17 protein-coding genes are annotated in these 16270 nt (G+C 67.4%); 8 read left to right on the top strand and 9 right to left on the bottom strand.

From position 1 onward, the window contains the following. Positions 1–29: 29 nt before the first annotated feature. The 4 genes from phoR to A9G05_RS03190 form a co-directional block, all read right to left on the bottom strand. Entirely contained in the window at positions 30–1334 is a 1305-nt protein-coding gene (phoR, locus tag A9G05_RS03205; protein WP_069559597.1) for a phosphate regulon sensor histidine kinase PhoR, read from the bottom strand. Positions 1335–1358: 24 nt separating this feature from the next. Next, positions 1359–2048: a phosphate regulon transcriptional regulator PhoB gene (gene phoB, locus A9G05_RS03200; RefSeq protein WP_044401460.1), complete on the bottom strand. Its 690-nt coding sequence runs from the start codon at positions 2046–2048 to the stop codon at positions 1359–1361. Positions 2049–2158: 110 nt separating this feature from the next. Continuing rightward, a complete protein-coding gene (ubiA, locus tag A9G05_RS03195) occupies positions 2159–3049 on the bottom strand; it encodes a 4-hydroxybenzoate octaprenyltransferase (protein WP_069559596.1) in 891 nt (296 codons plus the stop codon). Between the two features lie 28 nt (positions 3050–3077). After that, the gene (locus A9G05_RS03190; RefSeq protein WP_069559595.1) at positions 3078–3632 is read right to left on the bottom strand and encodes a chorismate lyase; all 555 of its coding nucleotides are present in this window, start codon (positions 3630–3632) and stop codon (positions 3078–3080) included. 159 nt (positions 3633–3791) lie between these two features. Between A9G05_RS03190 and A9G05_RS03185 the strand changes: the two genes are divergently transcribed. The 8 genes from A9G05_RS03185 (at position 3792) to A9G05_RS03150 (ending at position 10448) form a co-directional block, all read left to right on the top strand. Then, positions 3792–3959 (top strand): rubredoxin, encoded by a 168-nt coding sequence (locus A9G05_RS03185; RefSeq protein WP_044401468.1) that lies wholly within the window; start codon positions 3792–3794, stop codon positions 3957–3959. Between the two features lie 171 nt (positions 3960–4130). Beyond that, on the top strand, positions 4131–4298 hold the full coding sequence (locus A9G05_RS03180) for a rubredoxin (RefSeq protein ID WP_044401471.1): 168 nt from the start codon (positions 4131–4133) through the stop codon (positions 4296–4298). A 66-nt stretch (positions 4299–4364) separates the two neighbouring features. Beyond that, positions 4365–5513, top strand: a complete 1149-nt coding sequence (locus A9G05_RS03175; RefSeq protein ID WP_069559594.1) for an NAD(P)/FAD-dependent oxidoreductase — start codon at positions 4365–4367, stop codon at positions 5511–5513. Positions 5514–5701: 188 nt separating this feature from the next. Beyond that, positions 5702–5980, top strand: a complete 279-nt coding sequence (locus A9G05_RS03170; protein ID WP_069559593.1) for an HU family DNA-binding protein — start codon at positions 5702–5704, stop codon at positions 5978–5980. 700 nt (positions 5981–6680) lie between these two features. Further along, positions 6681–7475, top strand: a complete 795-nt coding sequence (locus A9G05_RS03165; RefSeq protein WP_371850551.1) for a transporter substrate-binding domain-containing protein — start codon at positions 6681–6683, stop codon at positions 7473–7475. 45 nt (positions 7476–7520) lie between these two features. Then, on the top strand, positions 7521–9065 hold the full coding sequence (locus A9G05_RS28280; protein ID WP_069559591.1) for an amino acid ABC transporter permease/ATP-binding protein: 1545 nt from the start codon (positions 7521–7523) through the stop codon (positions 9063–9065). 164 nt (positions 9066–9229) lie between these two features. Then, positions 9230–9622 carry a helicase gene (locus A9G05_RS03155; protein ID WP_069559590.1) on the top strand — a complete coding sequence of 131 codons (393 nt, stop codon included), beginning with the start codon at positions 9230–9232 and terminating at the stop codon, positions 9620–9622. Positions 9623–9716: 94 nt separating this feature from the next. Then, positions 9717–10448 (top strand): hypothetical protein, encoded by a 732-nt coding sequence (locus tag A9G05_RS03150; protein WP_069559589.1) that lies wholly within the window; start codon positions 9717–9719, stop codon positions 10446–10448. 61 nt (positions 10449–10509) lie between these two features. On the opposite strand, the gene A9G05_RS03145 is transcribed toward A9G05_RS03150, so the two are convergent. The 5 genes from A9G05_RS03145 to exbD form a co-directional block, all read right to left on the bottom strand. Then, entirely contained in the window at positions 10510–11910 is a 1401-nt protein-coding gene (locus tag A9G05_RS03145; RefSeq protein WP_069559588.1) for an aminoacyl-tRNA deacylase and HDOD domain-containing protein, read from the bottom strand. 91 nt (positions 11911–12001) lie between these two features. Next, a complete protein-coding gene (recG, locus tag A9G05_RS03140; protein ID WP_069559587.1) occupies positions 12002–14077 on the bottom strand; it encodes an ATP-dependent DNA helicase RecG in 2076 nt (691 codons plus the stop codon). Then, positions 14074–15012, bottom strand: coding sequence for a hydrogen peroxide-inducible genes activator (locus tag A9G05_RS03135; protein WP_069559586.1), 939 nt, complete (start codon positions 15010–15012; stop codon positions 14074–14076). The genes recG and A9G05_RS03135 overlap by 4 nt, the downstream gene beginning before the upstream one ends. An 87-nt stretch (positions 15013–15099) precedes the next feature. Further along, positions 15100–15846 carry an energy transducer TonB gene (locus A9G05_RS03130; RefSeq protein WP_069559585.1) on the bottom strand — a complete coding sequence of 249 codons (747 nt, stop codon included), beginning with the start codon at positions 15844–15846 and terminating at the stop codon, positions 15100–15102. After that, positions 15847–16269 carry a TonB system transport protein ExbD gene (gene exbD, locus A9G05_RS03125; protein WP_044400642.1) on the bottom strand — a complete coding sequence of 141 codons (423 nt, stop codon included), beginning with the start codon at positions 16267–16269 and terminating at the stop codon, positions 15847–15849. Position 16270 lies beyond the last annotated feature (1 nt).

The raw sequence follows: 16270 nt of genomic DNA, 5'->3' as shown, positions 1-16270 counted from the left end.
GGGGCCCGGGGCGCGCCGTGAGGTCTTTCTCAACGCTCGCCGGCCACCTGCGCCGGAGGGAAATGGCAGGTGAAGGTGCTGCCGTGGTTGAGCACGGAGCTGATGTCCAGGCGGGCGCGGTGGCGGAGCAGTACGTGCTTGACGATGGCCAGGCCCAGGCCGGTGCCGCCGGTGTTGCTGGCGCGGCTGGAGTCGACCCGGTAGAAGCGCTCGGTCAGGCGTGGCAGGTGCTTGGCTTCGATGCCGATGCCGGAGTCCTGCACGGCCAGGTGTGCGCCCAGTTCGTCGCCCCACCAGCGGATGCGGATGTCGCCGCCGTCGGGGGTGTACTTCACGGCGTTGAACACCAGGTTGGAGAAGGCGCTGCGCAGCTCGGCCTCGCTGCCGCGCAGGCGCACGCTGGCGTCGGCCTCCAGTTCGATGTGGTGCTGGCGGCTGCCGGACAGGGCGAGTGCGTCGTGGCGGATGCTTTGCAGCAGGGTCTCGACCTCCACCGGCTGGTTGTCGGAGGGGTAGTCGGTGGCTTCCAGCTTGGCCAGCAGCAGCAGGTCGTTGAGCAGGTTCTGCATGCGCCCGGCCTGCTGGTGCATCTGCTGCAGGGCACGGCCCCAGCGCGGGTTCACGTCGTCGACGTTGTCCAGCAGGGTCTCCAGGTAGCCGGCGATCACCGTCAGCGGAGTACGCAGCTCATGGGAGACGTTGGCGACGAAGTCCTTGCGCATCTGCTCCAACTGGTGAAGCCGGGTGATGTCGCGCACCAGCATCAGGTGCTCGCGGTTGCCGTACTGGGTGATGTGGAACTGCAGGCGCCGGCGGTCGTGGACCGGCGAGGGCAGTTCGAGGGCCTCGCGGTAGTTCTCCTGCTCGAAGTACTCCTTGAAGCGCGGGTGACGGATCAGGTTGGTGACCGGCTGGCCGCTGTCCTGGGGGGTCTTGAGGCCTAGCAGGTTCTCGGCGGCGCGGTTCCACCAGTCGAGGTTGCCCTCGCTGTCGAGCATCACCACGGCATCCTTGAGGGCGGCGGTGGACTCCTGCACGCGGTCGATCACCGCCTGCAGGCGCCCGCGCACGCGCTGGTCGCGGCGTTGCAGGTGGTAGATGCTGTCGAACACTTCGCCCCACAGGCCGTAGCCGTCCGGCGGCGGCTCGTCGGGTTTGTGTTCCTTGAGCCATTTGTGCAGGCGCAGCAGTTGGCTGAGGGTCCAGCCGAGGTAGGCGCCCAGGCCGATGGCCAGGGCCCAGCCGTATTCACCGGAGATGAAGCCGGCGAGGAGGCAGGCACCGAGCAGGAGAATCAAACGGCGGATTACGGCACGGCGCCAGTCCTGGTTCAACGGTCGCTTCCTTGTTCGGCGGGATCAGCCCTTGGTGGAGAAACGATAACCGGTGCCGCGCACCGTCTGCACCAGGTTCTCGTAGGCGTCGCCCAGGGCCTTGCGCAGGCGCCGGATGTGCACGTCAACGGTGCGTTCCTCGACGTAGACGTTGCCGCCCCAGACCTGGTCCAGCAGTTGGCCACGGGTGTAGGCGCGCTCCTGGTGGGTCATGAAGAACTGCAGCAGGCGGTATTCGGTGGGGCCCATCTCGGCCGGCTTGCCGTCGATGGTGACGCGGTGGCTGATGGGGTCCAGCAGCAGGCCGCCGATCTCGATGGGGGCTTCGCTGTCGGTGGGGCCGGCGCGGCGCAGCACGGCCTTGAGGCGGGCCACCAGCTCGCGGGGCGAGAAGGGCTTGGTGATGTAGTCGTCGGCGCCGACTTCCAGGCCCTGGATCTTGTTGTCTTCCTCACCCTTGGCGGTGAGCATGATGATCGGGATGTCGCTGGTCAGGTCGTCGCGCTTCAGGCGCCGGGCCAGTTCGATGCCGGAGGTGCCGGGGAGCATCCAGTCCAGCAGGATCAGGTCGGGCTTGCGGTCGATGATGCTGGCGTGGGCCTGCTGGGTGTTCTCCGCTTCCAGGCACTCGTAGCCGGCCATTTCCAGGGCCACCGCGATCATTTCGCGGATCGGTGCTTCGTCGTCGACGATCAGGATGTTCTTGCCAACCATGTGTTCGCCTCGGCTCGCTGGTTCTGATGGTTTGCGCGCATTAGATAACGGAATTATTGCAGTGATATGACACGACCGTGGCGGAGCCGACGGCCGTGTCGTGCCCGTGTTCAGCGCAGTGCGTAGTCGGCCACCACGCCGATGAGGATCGCCAGGCCCGCCCAGTGGTTGTGCAGGAAGGCCTTGAAGCAGGCCTGCGGGTCGCGGTCGCGGGTGCTGTGGAATTCCCAGGCGAAGCAGGCCAGGGCGCCGAGCAGGCCGAGGTGGAAGTACAGGCCCAGTTCGAAGCGGCTGCCGGCCAGCAGCAGGCACAGCAGGGCGAGGCCCTGGAGGGTGGCGATGATCACCCGGTCGGCGTCGCCGAAGAGGATGGCGGTGGACTTGATGCCGATCTTCAGGTCGTCCTCGCGGTCGGTCATGGCGTAGTAGGTGTCGTAGGCCACGGTCCACAGCAGGTTGGCGATGTAGATCAGCCAGGCGGCGGCCGGCAGTTCGCCGGTGGCGGCGGTGAAGGCCATGGGGATGCCCCAGGAGTAGGCGGCGCCCAGCACCACCTGGGGGTAGAAGGTGTAGCGCTTCATGAAGGGGTAGCAGGCGGCCAGGGCCACGGCGCCGAAGGACAGCCAGACGGTGGTGGCGTTGGTCAGCAGCACCAGGCCGAAGGCGATGGCCAGCAGCACGGCGAAGAACACCAGGGCTTCCTTCGGACGGATGGCGCCGGTGGCCAGGGGGCGGGCGTGGGTGCGGGCGACGTGGCCGTCGAAGTGGCGGTCGGCGTAGTCGTTGATGGCGCAGCCGGCGGCGCGCATGACGGCGACGCCGAGGACGAAGACCAGGACGTTCTTCAGGCTGGGGTGGCCGTCGGCGGCGATCCACACGGCCCAGAGGGTGGGCCAGAGCAGCAGGTAGACGCCGATGGGACGGTCGAGCCGGGCGAGCTGGACGAAGTCCCAGGCACGCGGGTGCAGGCGGTTGAGCGATCGCAGGAACTGGATGTACATCGGGGGCCTCCGCTGGACGTGCGGCGGATTATACGGCCTCGATTCCGGCCTGCCGCCACAGCGTGGGGAGGAATATCTCGGCCACCAGCACGCCCAGCTCGTCGCGGCGGAAGCAGGAGCGACGGCCCCAGAGGCGCTCTTCGCGCACCTCGGCCGGCAGCAGCGACGCCGGGTAGCGGGTGACTTCGATGGCGCCGCGGGCGAAGGCGCGGTCGCTGAACAGCAGCTCGCCAAGGGAACGACCGCCAAGGTCGGCCAGGGCCAGGCCGGAGCCTTCCAGGGCCTTGCGGGCGGCGACGCTGCGGGCGAAGACCCAGGGTTCGCCATGCCCGCGCAGGTACACCTCGCGCACCCAGCCCTGGCTGCCGTCGGGCACGTCAAGGGCCTGGCATTCGTCGCTGCGCAGCACCTGCCAGGCTTCGTTCAGCGGGGTGACGCTGAAGGCACCTTCGGCCAGGGCGGTGAGGCGGCGCGTCAGCGAGCCCTGGTCGAACAGCCAGTCGCGCACCTCGGCAGCGGGCGCGGGGTGCAGTTGCTGGGCGCTGAGCCAGCGGGGCGGGTGGACGAGGGCGGCGTTCGACACGGTGGACCTGCGGGGTTGAGGCGGCGCGGGAGTGTAGCACGCAGCCCGGCGCGCTCCGGACGGGCCCGGTTGCCGCAGGGCGGTGGTCGGCGGGCGTCTTGGCGCTGCCCTTTGATTGGGTTAGGTTGCGCGCGCAACCGTGAGTTTCCCGAGGCAGATATGAAGAAATGGCAATGCGTGGTCTGCGGACTGATCTATGACGAAGCCCAGGGCTGGCCGGACGACGGCATCGCCCCTGGCACCCGCTGGGAAGACGTGCCGGCCGACTGGCTGTGCCCGGATTGCGGCGTGGGCAAGCTGGACTTCGAGATGATCGAGATCGGCTGATCCTCCCGGGCCCCCGCGTTCTGCGTGGGGCCCTGTTTCTCCCTCTCCCCCGTTTCTGCTGCACCCCTGGTCACGCCCCAACCTCCGTCGGGGCGCGCGGCTGCCTGCTTGGCGAGCGCGGGCGGTTTGGAGTAGGTTCGGCCGATCGTTCCCGCTGGGGTGGAGGTGCGTGTGCGCAAGTGGCAATGCGTGGTGTGCGGCTTCATTTATGACGAGGCCCTGGGGCTGCCCGAGGAAGGCATTGCCCCCGGTACGCGCTGGGAGGATGTCCCGGCGGATTGGGTCTGCCCCGATTGCGGGGTGGGCAAGGTGGACTTCGAGATGATCGAGATCCGCTGAGTCCTGGTGGTTTTCTGAGCGACGGCCTGCGGGCCGTCGCGTCGTTTTTTATCCTGGGAGTGAGTGATGAGTGCACCTGTGGTGATCGTCGGGACCGGCCTGGCCGGCTACAACCTGGCCAAGGAGTTTCGCAAGCTGGACGGCGAGACGCCGCTGTTGCTGATCAGTGCCGATGACGGCCGCTCCTACTCCAAGCCGATGCTGTCCACCGGCTTCGGCAAGAACAAGGATGCCGACGGCCTGGCGATGGCGGAGGCCGGTGCCATGGCCGAGCAGTTGAAGGCGGAGATCCGCACCCACACCCGCATCACCGGCATCGACCCGGGGCACCGGCAGATCTGGATCGGCGAGGAAGCCGTGGCCTACCGCGACCTGGTGCTGGCCTGGGGCGCCGAGGTGATCCGCGTGCCGGTGGATGGCGATGCGGGGGACGCGGTGTTCCCCATCAATGACCTGGAAGACTATGCGCGCTTTCGCGCGGCAGCCGCCGGCAAGCGCCGGGTGCTGATCCTCGGTGCCGGGCTGATCGGCTGCGAGTTCGCCAACGACCTGACCCTGGGCGGCTACGAGGTGGAGGTCGTCGCCCCCTGTGAGCAGGTCATGCCCGGCCTGCTCCATCCGGCGGCGGCCGGCGCCGTGCAGGCGGGGCTGGAGGCCATCGGCGCGCGCTTCCACCTGGGGCCGGTGCTGGCCAGCCTGAACCATGCCGGCGATGGGCTGGTGGCGCACCTCTCCGACGGCACTCACCTCTCCTGCGACCTGGTGGTCTCCGCTGTGGGCCTGCGTCCGCGCACCGCCCTGGCGGCGGCGGCGGGCCTGGACGTGAACCGGGGCGTGGTGGTGGACCGCGAGCTGCGCACCTCCCACGCGAACATCTACGCGCTGGGGGATTGCGCGGAAGTGGACGGCATCAACCTGCTCTACGTGATGCCGCTGATGGCCAGCGCCCGGGCCCTGGCGCAGACCCTGGCCGGCACGCCGACGGCGGTCAGCTACGGGCCGATGCCGGTGACGGTGAAGACCCCGGCCTGCCCGCTGGTGGTCTCGCCGCCGCCCCGTGGTCTGGACGGCGAATGGACGGTGGAAGGGGCCGGCGCGGACATCAAGGTGCTCTGCCGCGATGCCTCCGGGCGCCTGCTGGGCTATGCGCTCACCGGTGCGGCGGTGCAGGAGAAGCTCGCGCTGAACCGTGAACTGCCGCCGGTCTTGGCATGAACGGCCGGCCTTCTGTCGGAACCGCCCTCAGCTTGTAGGTCAAAACTGTCGGACAACACTGGCGCGGGCCTTTGCGGCATGCCATCCTCCTCGTGGTCTGCCGCAGCGCAGAGCTGTTGCGGCGCCTTGGGCGCTGTTCTGGATGAACAGCACGGACACAAAAACAACAAACCGTCACAGAGGCATCTATGCGTAAACCGGAACTCGCCGCCGCCATCGCCGAGAAGGCCGATCTCACCAAGGATCAGGCCAATCGTGTTCTCAACGCCGTTCTCGAAGAAATCACCAACGCGCTGCACCGCAAGGACAGCGTGACCCTGGTCGGTTTCGGCACCTTCGTGCAGCGCCACCGTGGCGCCCGCACTGGCAAGAACCCGCAGACCGGCCAGCCGGTCAAGATCAAGGCCAGCAACACCGTGGCCTTCAAGCCGGGCAAATCCCTCAGGGATGAAGTTTCTAAAGGATGAGTCGCCCCATCGTTGACTGATCACGATCAGGAAGGCCCCGGTTCCCGGGGCCTTCCTCTTTCCCTGCTCGGCCTGTTTCTCCTCCCGTATCGTCTGCCTTCGGCCGTTTCTGTGCCACGCCCTGCCCACTGATGTACCGCCCTGGCTGTGTGTGCTCGCACCGTCGTGGGTGCAGCACGCCCCCGTTTCCCTGGGACACCGGGCAAGGGCATCTCAAAAGGGCAATTGGTGAATGAAACCAGGCATCAGCGTTCAATTAATTTCGATTGTTGCCGGATTTCATTCACCCATACTGGGGCCCGCAGGTGCAGGTAGAGGCGGTATTGCAGGTCCTCGTTGGACGCGACCGCTTCGATCAGGACGACACGCTTGAAGCAGCAGGGATTGCCCGGAGGGGTAACAGCCTGGGAGTCGTAACGGGGTACGCCCCGGGCTGAGCTGAATACCCTGATCCGCAAACCTGGGCGGTGATGGCGGGCCTTTCGAGCCCGCGTCCTGCCGATACCGAAGGTGCCGGGGTCATATGAACAAGAAAAATACCTCGCTTCACACCGAGCTTCGCTCTTTCAACGATCCGCGCCCCCCCGGATGAGGGAGGGGGACAGGAATGTCCGTTCAGGCGTTTCAATGCCCGGGCCAGGTCAATAACCCACACAGCCTGGCCCACGCGAAGTCAACGTTGTGGAGCGTGCCCATGATCATCAAGAGCCGTGCAATCCAGTGCATCACCCTCGCTGTGTCCGTTGCGATCACCGCCCCTGCCATGGCCGGTGTGACGAAATCGCCTGGCGTACTGAAAGTGGCCATGGAGGCGACCTACCCCCCTTTCGGGTCCTATGACGATCAGCAGCGCATCGTCGGGGCTGATCCGGAGCTTGCCGCTGCACTCGCCAGGCAGATGGGGGTGGAACTCACGATCATCGATGCCAAGTTCCCGTCGCTGATCATGGGGCTCAATGCCGGCCACTACGATGCGGTGATCTCGGGCATGTACATCACGCCGGAACGGCAGACCCAGACGCAAACCCTGGGTTATGCGCAGTCGGGCGCGTCCGTTCTGGTGCCGAAGGGCAGCAAGCTGAAGATCAGCCGCGCGGAGGACCTGTGCGGCACCACGCTCGGTCTCCTGCAGGCTTCTGCCTGGGTTGCCGAGTTCCGCTCGCTGTCTTCCTCCTACTGCGAGCCCCAGGGCAAGGGCGCAATCGTGGTCAATGAATACCCGTCCGGACCGGAGGTCACCCAGGCCACGCTGTCGCGCAACGTGCAGGCCCAGGTGGAGATGGGGGCCGCCGCCAGGATGATCCTGGAGCGCACGGGGGATCGCCTGGCGATTGCCTCCGACAAGCAGATCTACCTGCAAACGCTGGGCATCTTCGTCAAGAAGAACAACAGCGAAACCTATGAGGCACTTCGCTCCGCCTTTGAAAGGATCAAGGCCAATGGCGAGTACGCGGCCATCCTCGAGAAGTACAACCTGGAAGCCGCCCCGAACTGAGCACGCGCCTGTTCGCTTGTTATCCGTCTTCCGGGTGAGGTGGTTATGCAATTTGATTGGATGTACTTCATCTCGCTGTTTTCCATGCCGGCGTTCTGGAAAGCCTGCGTGGTGGTGATCGAACTGAGCGCCCTGACGTGGGGCATCGGCCTGGTGGCGGGGTTTCTGCTTGCGTTGGCGAAGATGGCTCGCAACCGGTTCGTCCGTTCGGCCGCTTCGACCTACATCTGGTTCTTCCGCAGTGTCCCCCTGCTGGTGCTGGTCGTGTTCGTCTACAACTTGCCGCAGGCCTTTCCCGCGACCGGGAGCGTGCTGATGAGCCCGTTCTATTCCGGGCTCATTGCGCTGGTGGTCACGGAGACGGCCTACATGGCCGAGATTCATCGCGGCGGCATCATCGCGGTGGCGAAGGGGCAGAAGGAGGCGGGGCGTGCTCTGGGCATCGGGATGTTCGGTATCGAGCGCCTGATCGTCGTGCCTCAGGCGTTCCGCATTGCGCTGCCGACGCTGATCAACGAGTACATCACGGTGGTGAAGCTGACCTCGCTGGTCTCGGTCATTTCGCTGACCGAGATATTGACGGTCGGCCAGCGCCTGTATGCGCAGAATTTCCTGGTCATGGAGACCCTGGCGGCCGTGGCGGTTTACTACGTGCTGATCGTCACGGTGTTCGGCAAGCTGCTGCAGGGCCTGGAGCGTCACCTGGAGCTGGGGCGTCGCAAGCCGCAGACGCTCAGTGACTCCCAGGTTGCCGACCTGCGCAGCCGGTTCCAGGACGCGCGCCCTGCCCCCCGGCCGTCGTGCTCACCCGACGGGGTGCCGGCCCTGCGCTTGCGCAACATCCACAAGCGCTATGGCCACCACGAGGTGCTCAAGGGGATTCACCTTGCGGTGGAGGCCGGGCAGGTCGTCTCCATCATTGGCCCTTCGGGGTCCGGCAAGACCTCGCTGATTCGCACGATCAACGGCCTGGAAGGGATCGACCAGGGCAGCATCGAGCTGTTCGGCGAGGTGATCATCGAGGCGGGCGACAGGCCGAACAGCGGGAGGTTGCGCAAGAAGATCACCCACATCGGGATGGTCTTCCAGAGCTTCAACCTGTTCCCCCACCGGACCCTTCTCGACAACGTCACCCTGGCACCGATCCACCACGGGGATAATCGTGCGCTGACGGTGCAGCGTGCCTATCAGTTGCTCGACAAGGTGGGTTTGCTGGCTCACGCCGACAAGTACCCGCACCAGTTGTCCGGCGGGCAGCAGCAGCGGGTGGCGATTGCCAGGGCGCTGGCCATGGAGCCGGACATCATGCTGTTCGACGAGCCGACCTCGGCGCTCGACCCCGAGCTGGTGGGGGATGTGCTGAACGTGATCCGCAGGCTGGCGAACGAGGGCATGACCATGGTCATCGTCACCCATGAGATCGACTTCGCCATGTCGATTTCCGATCGCGTCGTCTTCATGGAGAACGGTCTGGTGCAACTGGATGCCGCACCGGAGCAGATTCGCCATGACCGCGCGGCCGAGCGAGTGCGCAGGTTCATGGGCCTCGGCACCGAGCCTCAGGCTCCGGCGATGGCCATTCAGTGTTGAGCGAGCGTCCGATATGGGTGCGCGTCGGCGCCCGTATCGGACGCTGTCATGCAGGCGGCGCCCGTGCCTCGTTGGCATTCCACCCATCTCCCGGCTGGGCTGTAGTCCCGCTCGCAAATCGCTACAATGCGCGCCCGTTCCCCTTCCGACCGAGGCGCTCGCCGATGAAATTCCGACTCCTGCTCTGGGTTCTGGGCCGCATGATGGCCAAGGCCAGCCGTGACAATGCCGCCTTCCGCGAGCAACTGGCCGGCAAGGACCTGGTGTTCCAGTTGCACACCCTCGATGGCAAGGTGGCCCGTCATTTCGTGGTCAAGGATCAGCGCGTCACCAGCAAGCGTGGCGTGACGGCTTCGCCGGCCTTCGCCATCGGCTTCAAGGATGGCGCCTACGGCTTCGCCACCATGAACGCGAAGAACAAGCAACTGGCCTTCATGCAGGGCATCCAGAACAAGGACATCCAGATCCAGGGCAACCCGGCGCTGGTGCTGTGGTTCCAGGGCCTGACCAAGCACCTGGTGCCGAAGAAGAAGCCCGCCGACAAGCAGGCGGCCTGAGCCCCTTCGCTGGTGAGCCTCCAGGCGTTTCGCTAGGCTGAACAGGCGCGCCCCGCGAGGCGCACGCCCGAGTCGTCCTGATGGAGGCTTGCCCATGCGAGTCCTGATCGCCCTGCCCCTGCTGCTCGCCAGCGCTGTTGCCTTCGCCGCCCCCGCCTCTCCTTGGCCCGCCACGCTGGACCGTGCCTTTGAGCTGGTCGGCGTGCGCCTGCTCTGCGAGCAGAGCGGCACGCTGCTGCAGCGGGGTGCGCCCGAGTCCTATCAGCAGCAGCTAGCCAGCGCCTTTGCCGCCGAGGCGGTGTGCGCCGATCTGGCGGCGGCCGTGGCCCCTCGGCTGGAGGCGGCGCAACTGGCCGAGGTCGAGCAGGCGCTGGACAGCGAGCTGGCCCGGCGTTTCACCGCCGCCGAGCGCGAGGTGGACGATGGGCTGGTGGACTACCGCAAGCAACTGGCCGACAAGCCGCCCCGGGCCGACCGCGTGGAGCTGGTACACCGCCTGGACCGCGCGGCCCGCACCACCGACCTGGCGGCCCTGCTGCGCTACGAGGTGGGCAAGACCCTGGCGCTGCTCAGCCTGCACCAGCGCGGCGAGCGCATCAGCGAGGCAGCTCTGGCCCAGCAGACCGCCCAGCAGGCCGACGGTATCCGCGCCAGCAGCGCTCAGGCGGTGCAGTCCTTCATGCTCTACGCCTACCGGCAGATGCCCAGTGAGCAGGTCCGGGCCTACGCCGAACTCTACGAGCGGCCGGCCGTTAAGCGCCTGCTGGATGCAAGCCTGGAGGCGCTGCCCGGAGTTTTCGCGAAGCGCCGGGCGCTGCTCAAGTAGCGGGCGATTCCGCGCACGACAAAAAGGGCCCCGAGGGGCCCTTTTTCGTGATGCGCATGACTCAGTGGTTGAACTGGGAGGCCAGCTCGCGGAGCGCGGCTTCGGCTTCCAGCACCTTGCTTACGGCGTCCTCGGCCTTCTCCCGGGACAGGCCCAGGCGCTCGAACAGCCCGTCCGGCAGGGCGATCTGCGGGCCCATGCCGATACCCCGCTGGCGCAGCAGGCCAACGGCCAGGGTCACCAGGTTGGGGTAGGCGTGGTTGGCGCCGTCGTAGTTCGGGTCGTGCTGGAAGCGCAGGGCGGTGGAGAGTTCCTCGGGCATGTCCCAGAAGCGCATCAGCCAGCTGCCGATCTGCTCGCGGGTGATGCCCAGCAGGTGCTGCTCGATGTAGCTGTGGGGCAGGTGCGGGTTCACTTCCAGGTGCCGGCAGATCAGCGAGAAGTGCGGCGGGAAGACGTGGGCCAGGACCAGGTAGCCGAAGTTGTGCAGCAGGCCGCCGAGGTAGGTGAGGCCGGCCTCCGGGCGCTGGGCGCGGGGGATGGCGCGGGTCAGACCTTCGATCACGGCGGCGGTGTAGACCGCCTGCTGCCAGTAGGGCGTGGCCTGCTGGGGCTGGTCCTTGGGCAGGCTCAGGGTCTTGCCCAGGGCCAGGCCGAGGGCCAGGTTGATCACCAGGTCGAAGCCCAGCACGCGGACGATGGCGTCTTCCACCGAGCGGATCTTGCCCGGTGCGGCGTAGTACGGCGAGGCAGCCCAGCTCACCACCTGGGCGGCCAGGGCCGGGTCGGTCTCCACCACGCCGGTGATGTCGTCGACGGTGGCATTGGGGTCGACCCGCAGCTTGATGATCTTCTGTGCGGTTTCCGGCAGCGGCGGGATCTCGATGGTTTCCTCGAGGCGCTGCTGGATGCGCCGGGCGGTGAAGGCCTGGACGGCCTGGCTGATCTCGGCGCGGTCGTCGTCCGGGCGGTCGAGGTTCAGGCGGATGCCGTCCAGCGGCTCGCCGAAACGGGCGGCGCTGGCCTTGCTGAGCAGTTGCCGGTACTGCTCGGTGGGGATCTCCAGCACCAGGCCGGTGTGCCCGGAGTCGATCAGCAGCGAGGGCTCCTGCAGCAGGCGTTCGTCGTACAGGCACGGCGAGCTGGTCAGCGGCGGCAGGGCCGGCAGGGTGTTCAGGTCGTGCTTGCCGAGCATGCGCTCGAAGCGCTCGGGCTTGATGGTGACCAATTTGCGGCCGGTGAGCTCGGCGAGGCGGTTCAGGTCCAGCAGCTGGCTGCGCGGGTAGAGCACCAGCAGGGCGCCGACTGCATCCTCCAGCAGCACCGCCTGGACCCGGCGCTCGGCCGGCAGGTCGGGCGTGTCGGCGCGGACCTGGCTGGCAATGCCCAGCTTGTCCAGCAGCTGCAGGATCACGTCGGGTGCGTGGGGTTCCTGGTCCGGGGCGAATGCGACTTCGGTCATGGCGGTATCCGGCTTCAAAAGCGACTGCCCGGAGTATAACGAGCAGCCATCAGGACTGATGGGTCAGGCGACCGGCGCACTGTGCGCTGGATCACACTTGCCCGTATTGCTGGCCGTGTCTCAGCCAGCGCTCCAACAACGGACTCACATGCTGCGGCCAGCGTTCCATCAGAGCCTGGGCGGCGTCGCGCACGGCCGGCAGCAGGTCGGCATCACGCATCAGGTCGGCCACCTTGAACTGCAGCAGGCCGGTCTGGCGGGTGCCGAGCATCTCGCCGGGGCCGCGCAGTTCCAGGTCCTTCTCGGCGATGACGAAGCCGTCGCATGTCTCGCGCATGATGCCCAGGCGCTCACGCCCAAGCTGGGACAGCGGCGGGTGGTAGAGCAACACGCAGTGGCTGGCGGCGCTGCCCCGGCCGACGCGGCCGCGCAACTGGTGCAGTTGTGCCAGGCCGAGGCGCTCGGGGTTCTCGATGATCATCAGGCTGGCGTTGGGCACGTCGACGCCCACCTCGATCACGGTGGTGGCCACCAGCAGCTGCAGTTCTCCGCGCTTGAAGGTGTCCATCACGGCGGCCTTTTCGGGGGCCTTCATGCGCCCGTGGATCAGGCCGACGCGCAGGTCGCCGAGGGCCAGGGAGAGTTCCTCGTAGGTGGTCTCGGCGGCCTGGCAGGTCAGCTCCTCGGATTCCTCGATCAGGGTGCAGACCCAGTAGGCCTGGCGCCCTTCGTGGCAGGCGGCGCGCACGCGCTCGATCACTTCCTCGCGGCGGTTGTCGGCCACCAGCACGGTGTTCACCGGCGTCCGCCCGGGGGGGAGTTCGTCGAGGATGGAGGTGTCCAGGTCGGCGTAGGCGCTCATGGCCAGGGTCCGCGGGATGGGGGTGGCGGTCATGATCAGCTGGTGCGGGCTGAGGCGGCCGTCGATGCCCTTGCGGCGCAGGGCTAGACGTTGTTGCACGCCGAAGCGGTGCTGTTCGTCGATGATCACCAGGGCCAGGCGGCGGTAGGTCACTTCGTCCTGGAACAGGGCGTGGGTGCCGACCACCATCGGGGCGCCGGCGGCGATGCGTTCAAGGGCAGCGGCACGGGCTTTGCCCTTGAGCTTGCCGGCGAGCCAGGCGACTTCGATGCCCAGCGGCTCCAGCCACTTGCTGAAGTTGAGGTAGTGCTGCTCGGCGAGGATCTCGGTGGGGGCCATCAGCGCGACCTGGTAGCCGGCCTCCAGGGCCTGCAGGGCGGCCAGGGCGGCGACCACAGTCTTGCCAGCGCCGACGTCGCCCTGCACCAGGCGCAGCATGGGCTCGGGCTGGGCAAGGTCATAGGCGATCTCGGCGGCGACGCGCTGCTGGGCGCCGGTGGGCTGGAAGCCCAGGTTGGCCAGGTAGCGACGCGGCAGGTCCTTGGCCGGGGGCAACTCTGGCGCGGCCTGGGCCCGTTGCTGTTCGCGCAGGCGTTGCAGGGACAACTGGTGGGTGAGCAGTTCCTCGAAGGCGAGGCGGTGCTGGGCCCAGTGGCGGCCTTCGGCGAGCTCTTCGAGGTCGGCATCCGGCGGCGGCCGGTGCAGGTAGCGGATGGCTTCGTCCAGCGGGCCGAGGCGGTAGTCGCGGGCCAGTTCGTCCGGCAGCCAGTCGGGCAGGCTCTGGGGGCCGAGGCGTGCCAGGGCGAGCTGGCTGAGGTTGCGCAGGCGTTGCTGGGTCAGCCCTTCGGTGGTCGGGTAGATGGGCGTGAGGGTCTGTTCCACCGGTGGCGGCTCGTCGCCGTTCAGGGCGCGGTACTCGGGGTGGTAGATCTCCAGGCCGGAGGCACCGGGGCGTACCTCGCCATAGCAGCGCAGTTGGGTGCCGCGCTTGAGGCCGTCCCGCTGGGCATTGCTGAAGTGGTAGAAGCGCAGGCTCAGCGAGCCGCTGCCGTCATGCAGGCGTACCAGCAGGCTGCGGCGCTTGCCCATGACCACGTCGGCGCCGGTCACCTGGCCTTCGATCACCGCGTCCTGGCCGGGGCGCAGGGCGCCGATGGGGACGACGCGGGTGCGGTCCTGGTAGCGCAGCGGCAGGTGGAAGAGGATGTCCTGGAGGTTCTCCAGGCCGACCCGGGCGAGCTTTTCGGCCAGCGCCTCGCCCACCCCCTTGAGCGCGGTGACCGGGACCTGTGCCAGTTCGGTCATGTGGCGCTGGTTTCGCCTTCAGCCTGGGGGCGGGCGACCGAGCAGAGGCGGATGGAGTCGGCCAGCACTTCGATGGCGCGGGGGCGCGGGAAGCTGGCGCGCCAGGCGATGGCTACGGTGCGGAACGGCACCGGCGGGGTCAGCGGGCGGACCTCGATGACGCCGGGGGCGTAGTGGTGGCTGTCGACGGCGGAGAACGGCAGGATCGAGACGCCCAGGCCGGAGGCGACCATGTGGCGGATGGTCTCCAGGGAGCTGGATTCCACGGTGGTGTGGCGGGCAGCTTCCTCGCTGCCCTTGCGCAGGGTCGGGCAGGCTTCCAGCACCTGGTCGCGGAAGCAGTGGCCCTCGCCGAGCAGCAGCAGGCTCTTGTCGTTGAGCAGCTCGCTGTCGATGGTCTTCTTCGCCGTCCAGGGGTGGTCGGCGGGCAGCAGCACGTAGAAGGGCTCGTCGTAGAGCGGCTTGGTCAGCACGTCGGCTTCGGCGAACGGCAGGGCGATGATGATCGCGTCCAGTTCGCCGGTGCGCAGCTTGTCGCGCAGGACGTGGGTGAAGTTCTCTTCGATGTAAAGCGGCATCTGCGGGGCGACCCGGTGCAGCTGGGGAATCAGGTGCGGGAAGAGGTAGGGGCCGACGGTGTAGATGGCGCCGAGCTTGAGCGGGGCCGCCAACTGGTTCTTGCCGGCCTGTGCCAGCTCGCGGATGCCCTGGGCCTGTTCGAGGACCTTTTGGGCCTGGGTGACGATGCCCTCACCGACCGGCGTCAGGCGCACGGCGCTCTTGCTGCGCTCGAAGATCAGTACGCCCAGTTCGTCCTCGAGCTTCTTCACCCCGACGGAGAGGGTCGGCTGGCTCACGTGGCAACGTTCGGCGGCACGCCCGAAATGCTGTTCCTGGGCGAGGGTGACGATATAGCGCAGTTCGGTGAGGGTCATAGCGATTTTCCATTGAAGAGGCGCAAGCATAGCGGCTGCAGTCAATGGAACCAACCGCTGTGCCGCCCCTGGCGGGGCGGCGGTCGCTCAGCGACGATCCTTGCGCAGGGAGTAGACGAAGGGGGCCGTCACTTCCCGCGAGCCGTTGACCAGAATCTCCGGTGGCGGAGGGGGCAGCGGCTGGGCGCGGCGGATCATTTCCAAGGTGGCGCGGTCCAGCGAGGCGCTGCCGGACTTGCCGGTGAGGGCGTAGGCCAGGACCTTGCCTTCGGCGTCCACCGTGAAGCTCAGGCGGTTGACCCCTTCGATGTTGCGACGACGGGCGTCTTCCGGGTAGCGCTTGTATTTGGCCAGGTGGGCCAGCAGCTTGCTCTGCCAGGTCTCGCGGGCCTGGGTCATGGCGCTGGCCATGCTCTCCTGCTGGGCGGCGGGCTTGGCGTCGCTCGGCGGTGCCGGCGGCGTGGGCGCGGCCACCTGCTCCTTGGGCGACTCCTGCTCCTGGGGCTTCAGCTCGGGCTTGGGCTCCGGGGGCTTGGGCTTCGGCGGTTTCGGCTTGGGTTTGGGCTTCGGCGCGATGGCGATGGTCGGCTTGGGCGCTTCGGCCAGCTTCGGCAGCGGCTCGGGCTCCGGCTCAACCTGAGGGGGCGGTGGTGGGGCCGGTGGCGGAGTAGGTGCCGGCAGCGGTTCGAGTTGCACCATCATGGCCGGTGGTGGCAGCTCGATGGGCTCGGCGCTGACCTTCCAGAACAGGGCCCAGCAGAACAGGGCGACGTGCAGGCCGAGCACCACCAGCAGGCTGATGGCCCAGGACAGGTTTCGCTTTGCCTGGCTCATCTAGTTCCCGACCGTCTCGAGTCCCACCAGGCCGATCTTCAGGTAGCCGGCGCCGCGCAGGGCGTCCATCACTTCCATCAACCGACCGTAGTCCACCGCCTTGTCGCCACGGACGAAGATGGTCTTTTCCTTGTCGCCGCCGGTGCGCTGGTCGAGTACGGCGGCCAGTTGCGCCTGGTTCACCGGGTCGTTGTCGAGGAACAGGCTCTTGTCTTCCTTGATGCTCAGGTAGATGGGCTTGTCCGGGCGCGGCGCGGGCTTGGCGGTGGAGGCTGGCAGGTCGACCTTGATGTCCACCGTGGCCAGGGGCGCCGCGACCATGAAGATGATCAGCAGCACCAGCATGACGTCGATGAATGGGGTGACGTTGATCTCGTGGCTTTCCTGGAGATCGTCACCGCCTTCGTTCAGATGCAGTCCCATG

It is taken from the genome of Pseudomonas sp. ENNP23 (genome assembly GCF_001728945.1).
Taxonomy (GTDB): domain Bacteria; phylum Pseudomonadota; class Gammaproteobacteria; order Pseudomonadales; family Pseudomonadaceae; genus Metapseudomonas; species Metapseudomonas otitidis.
Note: the sequence above shows the minus strand (reverse complement) of the source record. Positions and strands in the feature narration are given on the sequence as shown.

Excerpts from the sequence above, each read along its gene's own strand:
- phoB (WP_044401460.1), bottom strand. The coding sequence starts at position 2,048 with ATGGTTGGCAAGAACATCCTGATCGTCGACGACGAAGCACCGATCCGC.
- ubiA (WP_069559596.1), bottom strand. The coding sequence starts at position 3,049 with ATGTACATCCAGTTCCTGCGATCGCTCAACCGCCTGCACCCGCGTGCC.
- A9G05_RS03185 (WP_044401468.1), top strand. The coding sequence starts at position 3,792 with ATGAAGAAATGGCAATGCGTGGTCTGCGGACTGATCTATGACGAAGCC.
- A9G05_RS03175 (WP_069559594.1), top strand. The coding sequence starts at position 4,365 with ATGAGTGCACCTGTGGTGATCGTCGGGACCGGCCTGGCCGGCTACAAC.
- A9G05_RS03170 (WP_069559593.1), top strand. The coding sequence starts at position 5,702 with ATGCGTAAACCGGAACTCGCCGCCGCCATCGCCGAGAAGGCCGATCTC.
- A9G05_RS28280 (WP_069559591.1), top strand. The coding sequence starts at position 7,521 with ATGCAATTTGATTGGATGTACTTCATCTCGCTGTTTTCCATGCCGGCG.
- A9G05_RS03155 (WP_069559590.1), top strand. The coding sequence starts at position 9,230 with ATGAAATTCCGACTCCTGCTCTGGGTTCTGGGCCGCATGATGGCCAAG.
- A9G05_RS03150 (WP_069559589.1), top strand. The coding sequence starts at position 9,717 with ATGCGAGTCCTGATCGCCCTGCCCCTGCTGCTCGCCAGCGCTGTTGCC.
- A9G05_RS03145 (WP_069559588.1), bottom strand. The coding sequence starts at position 11,910 with ATGACCGAAGTCGCATTCGCCCCGGACCAGGAACCCCACGCACCCGAC.
- recG (WP_069559587.1), bottom strand. The coding sequence starts at position 14,077 with ATGACCGAACTGGCACAGGTCCCGGTCACCGCGCTCAAGGGGGTGGGC.
- A9G05_RS03135 (WP_069559586.1), bottom strand. The coding sequence starts at position 15,012 with ATGACCCTCACCGAACTGCGCTATATCGTCACCCTCGCCCAGGAACAG.
- A9G05_RS03130 (WP_069559585.1), bottom strand. The coding sequence starts at position 15,846 with ATGAGCCAGGCAAAGCGAAACCTGTCCTGGGCCATCAGCCTGCTGGTG.
- exbD (WP_044400642.1), bottom strand. The coding sequence starts at position 16,269 with ATGGGACTGCATCTGAACGAAGGCGGTGACGATCTCCAGGAAAGCCAC.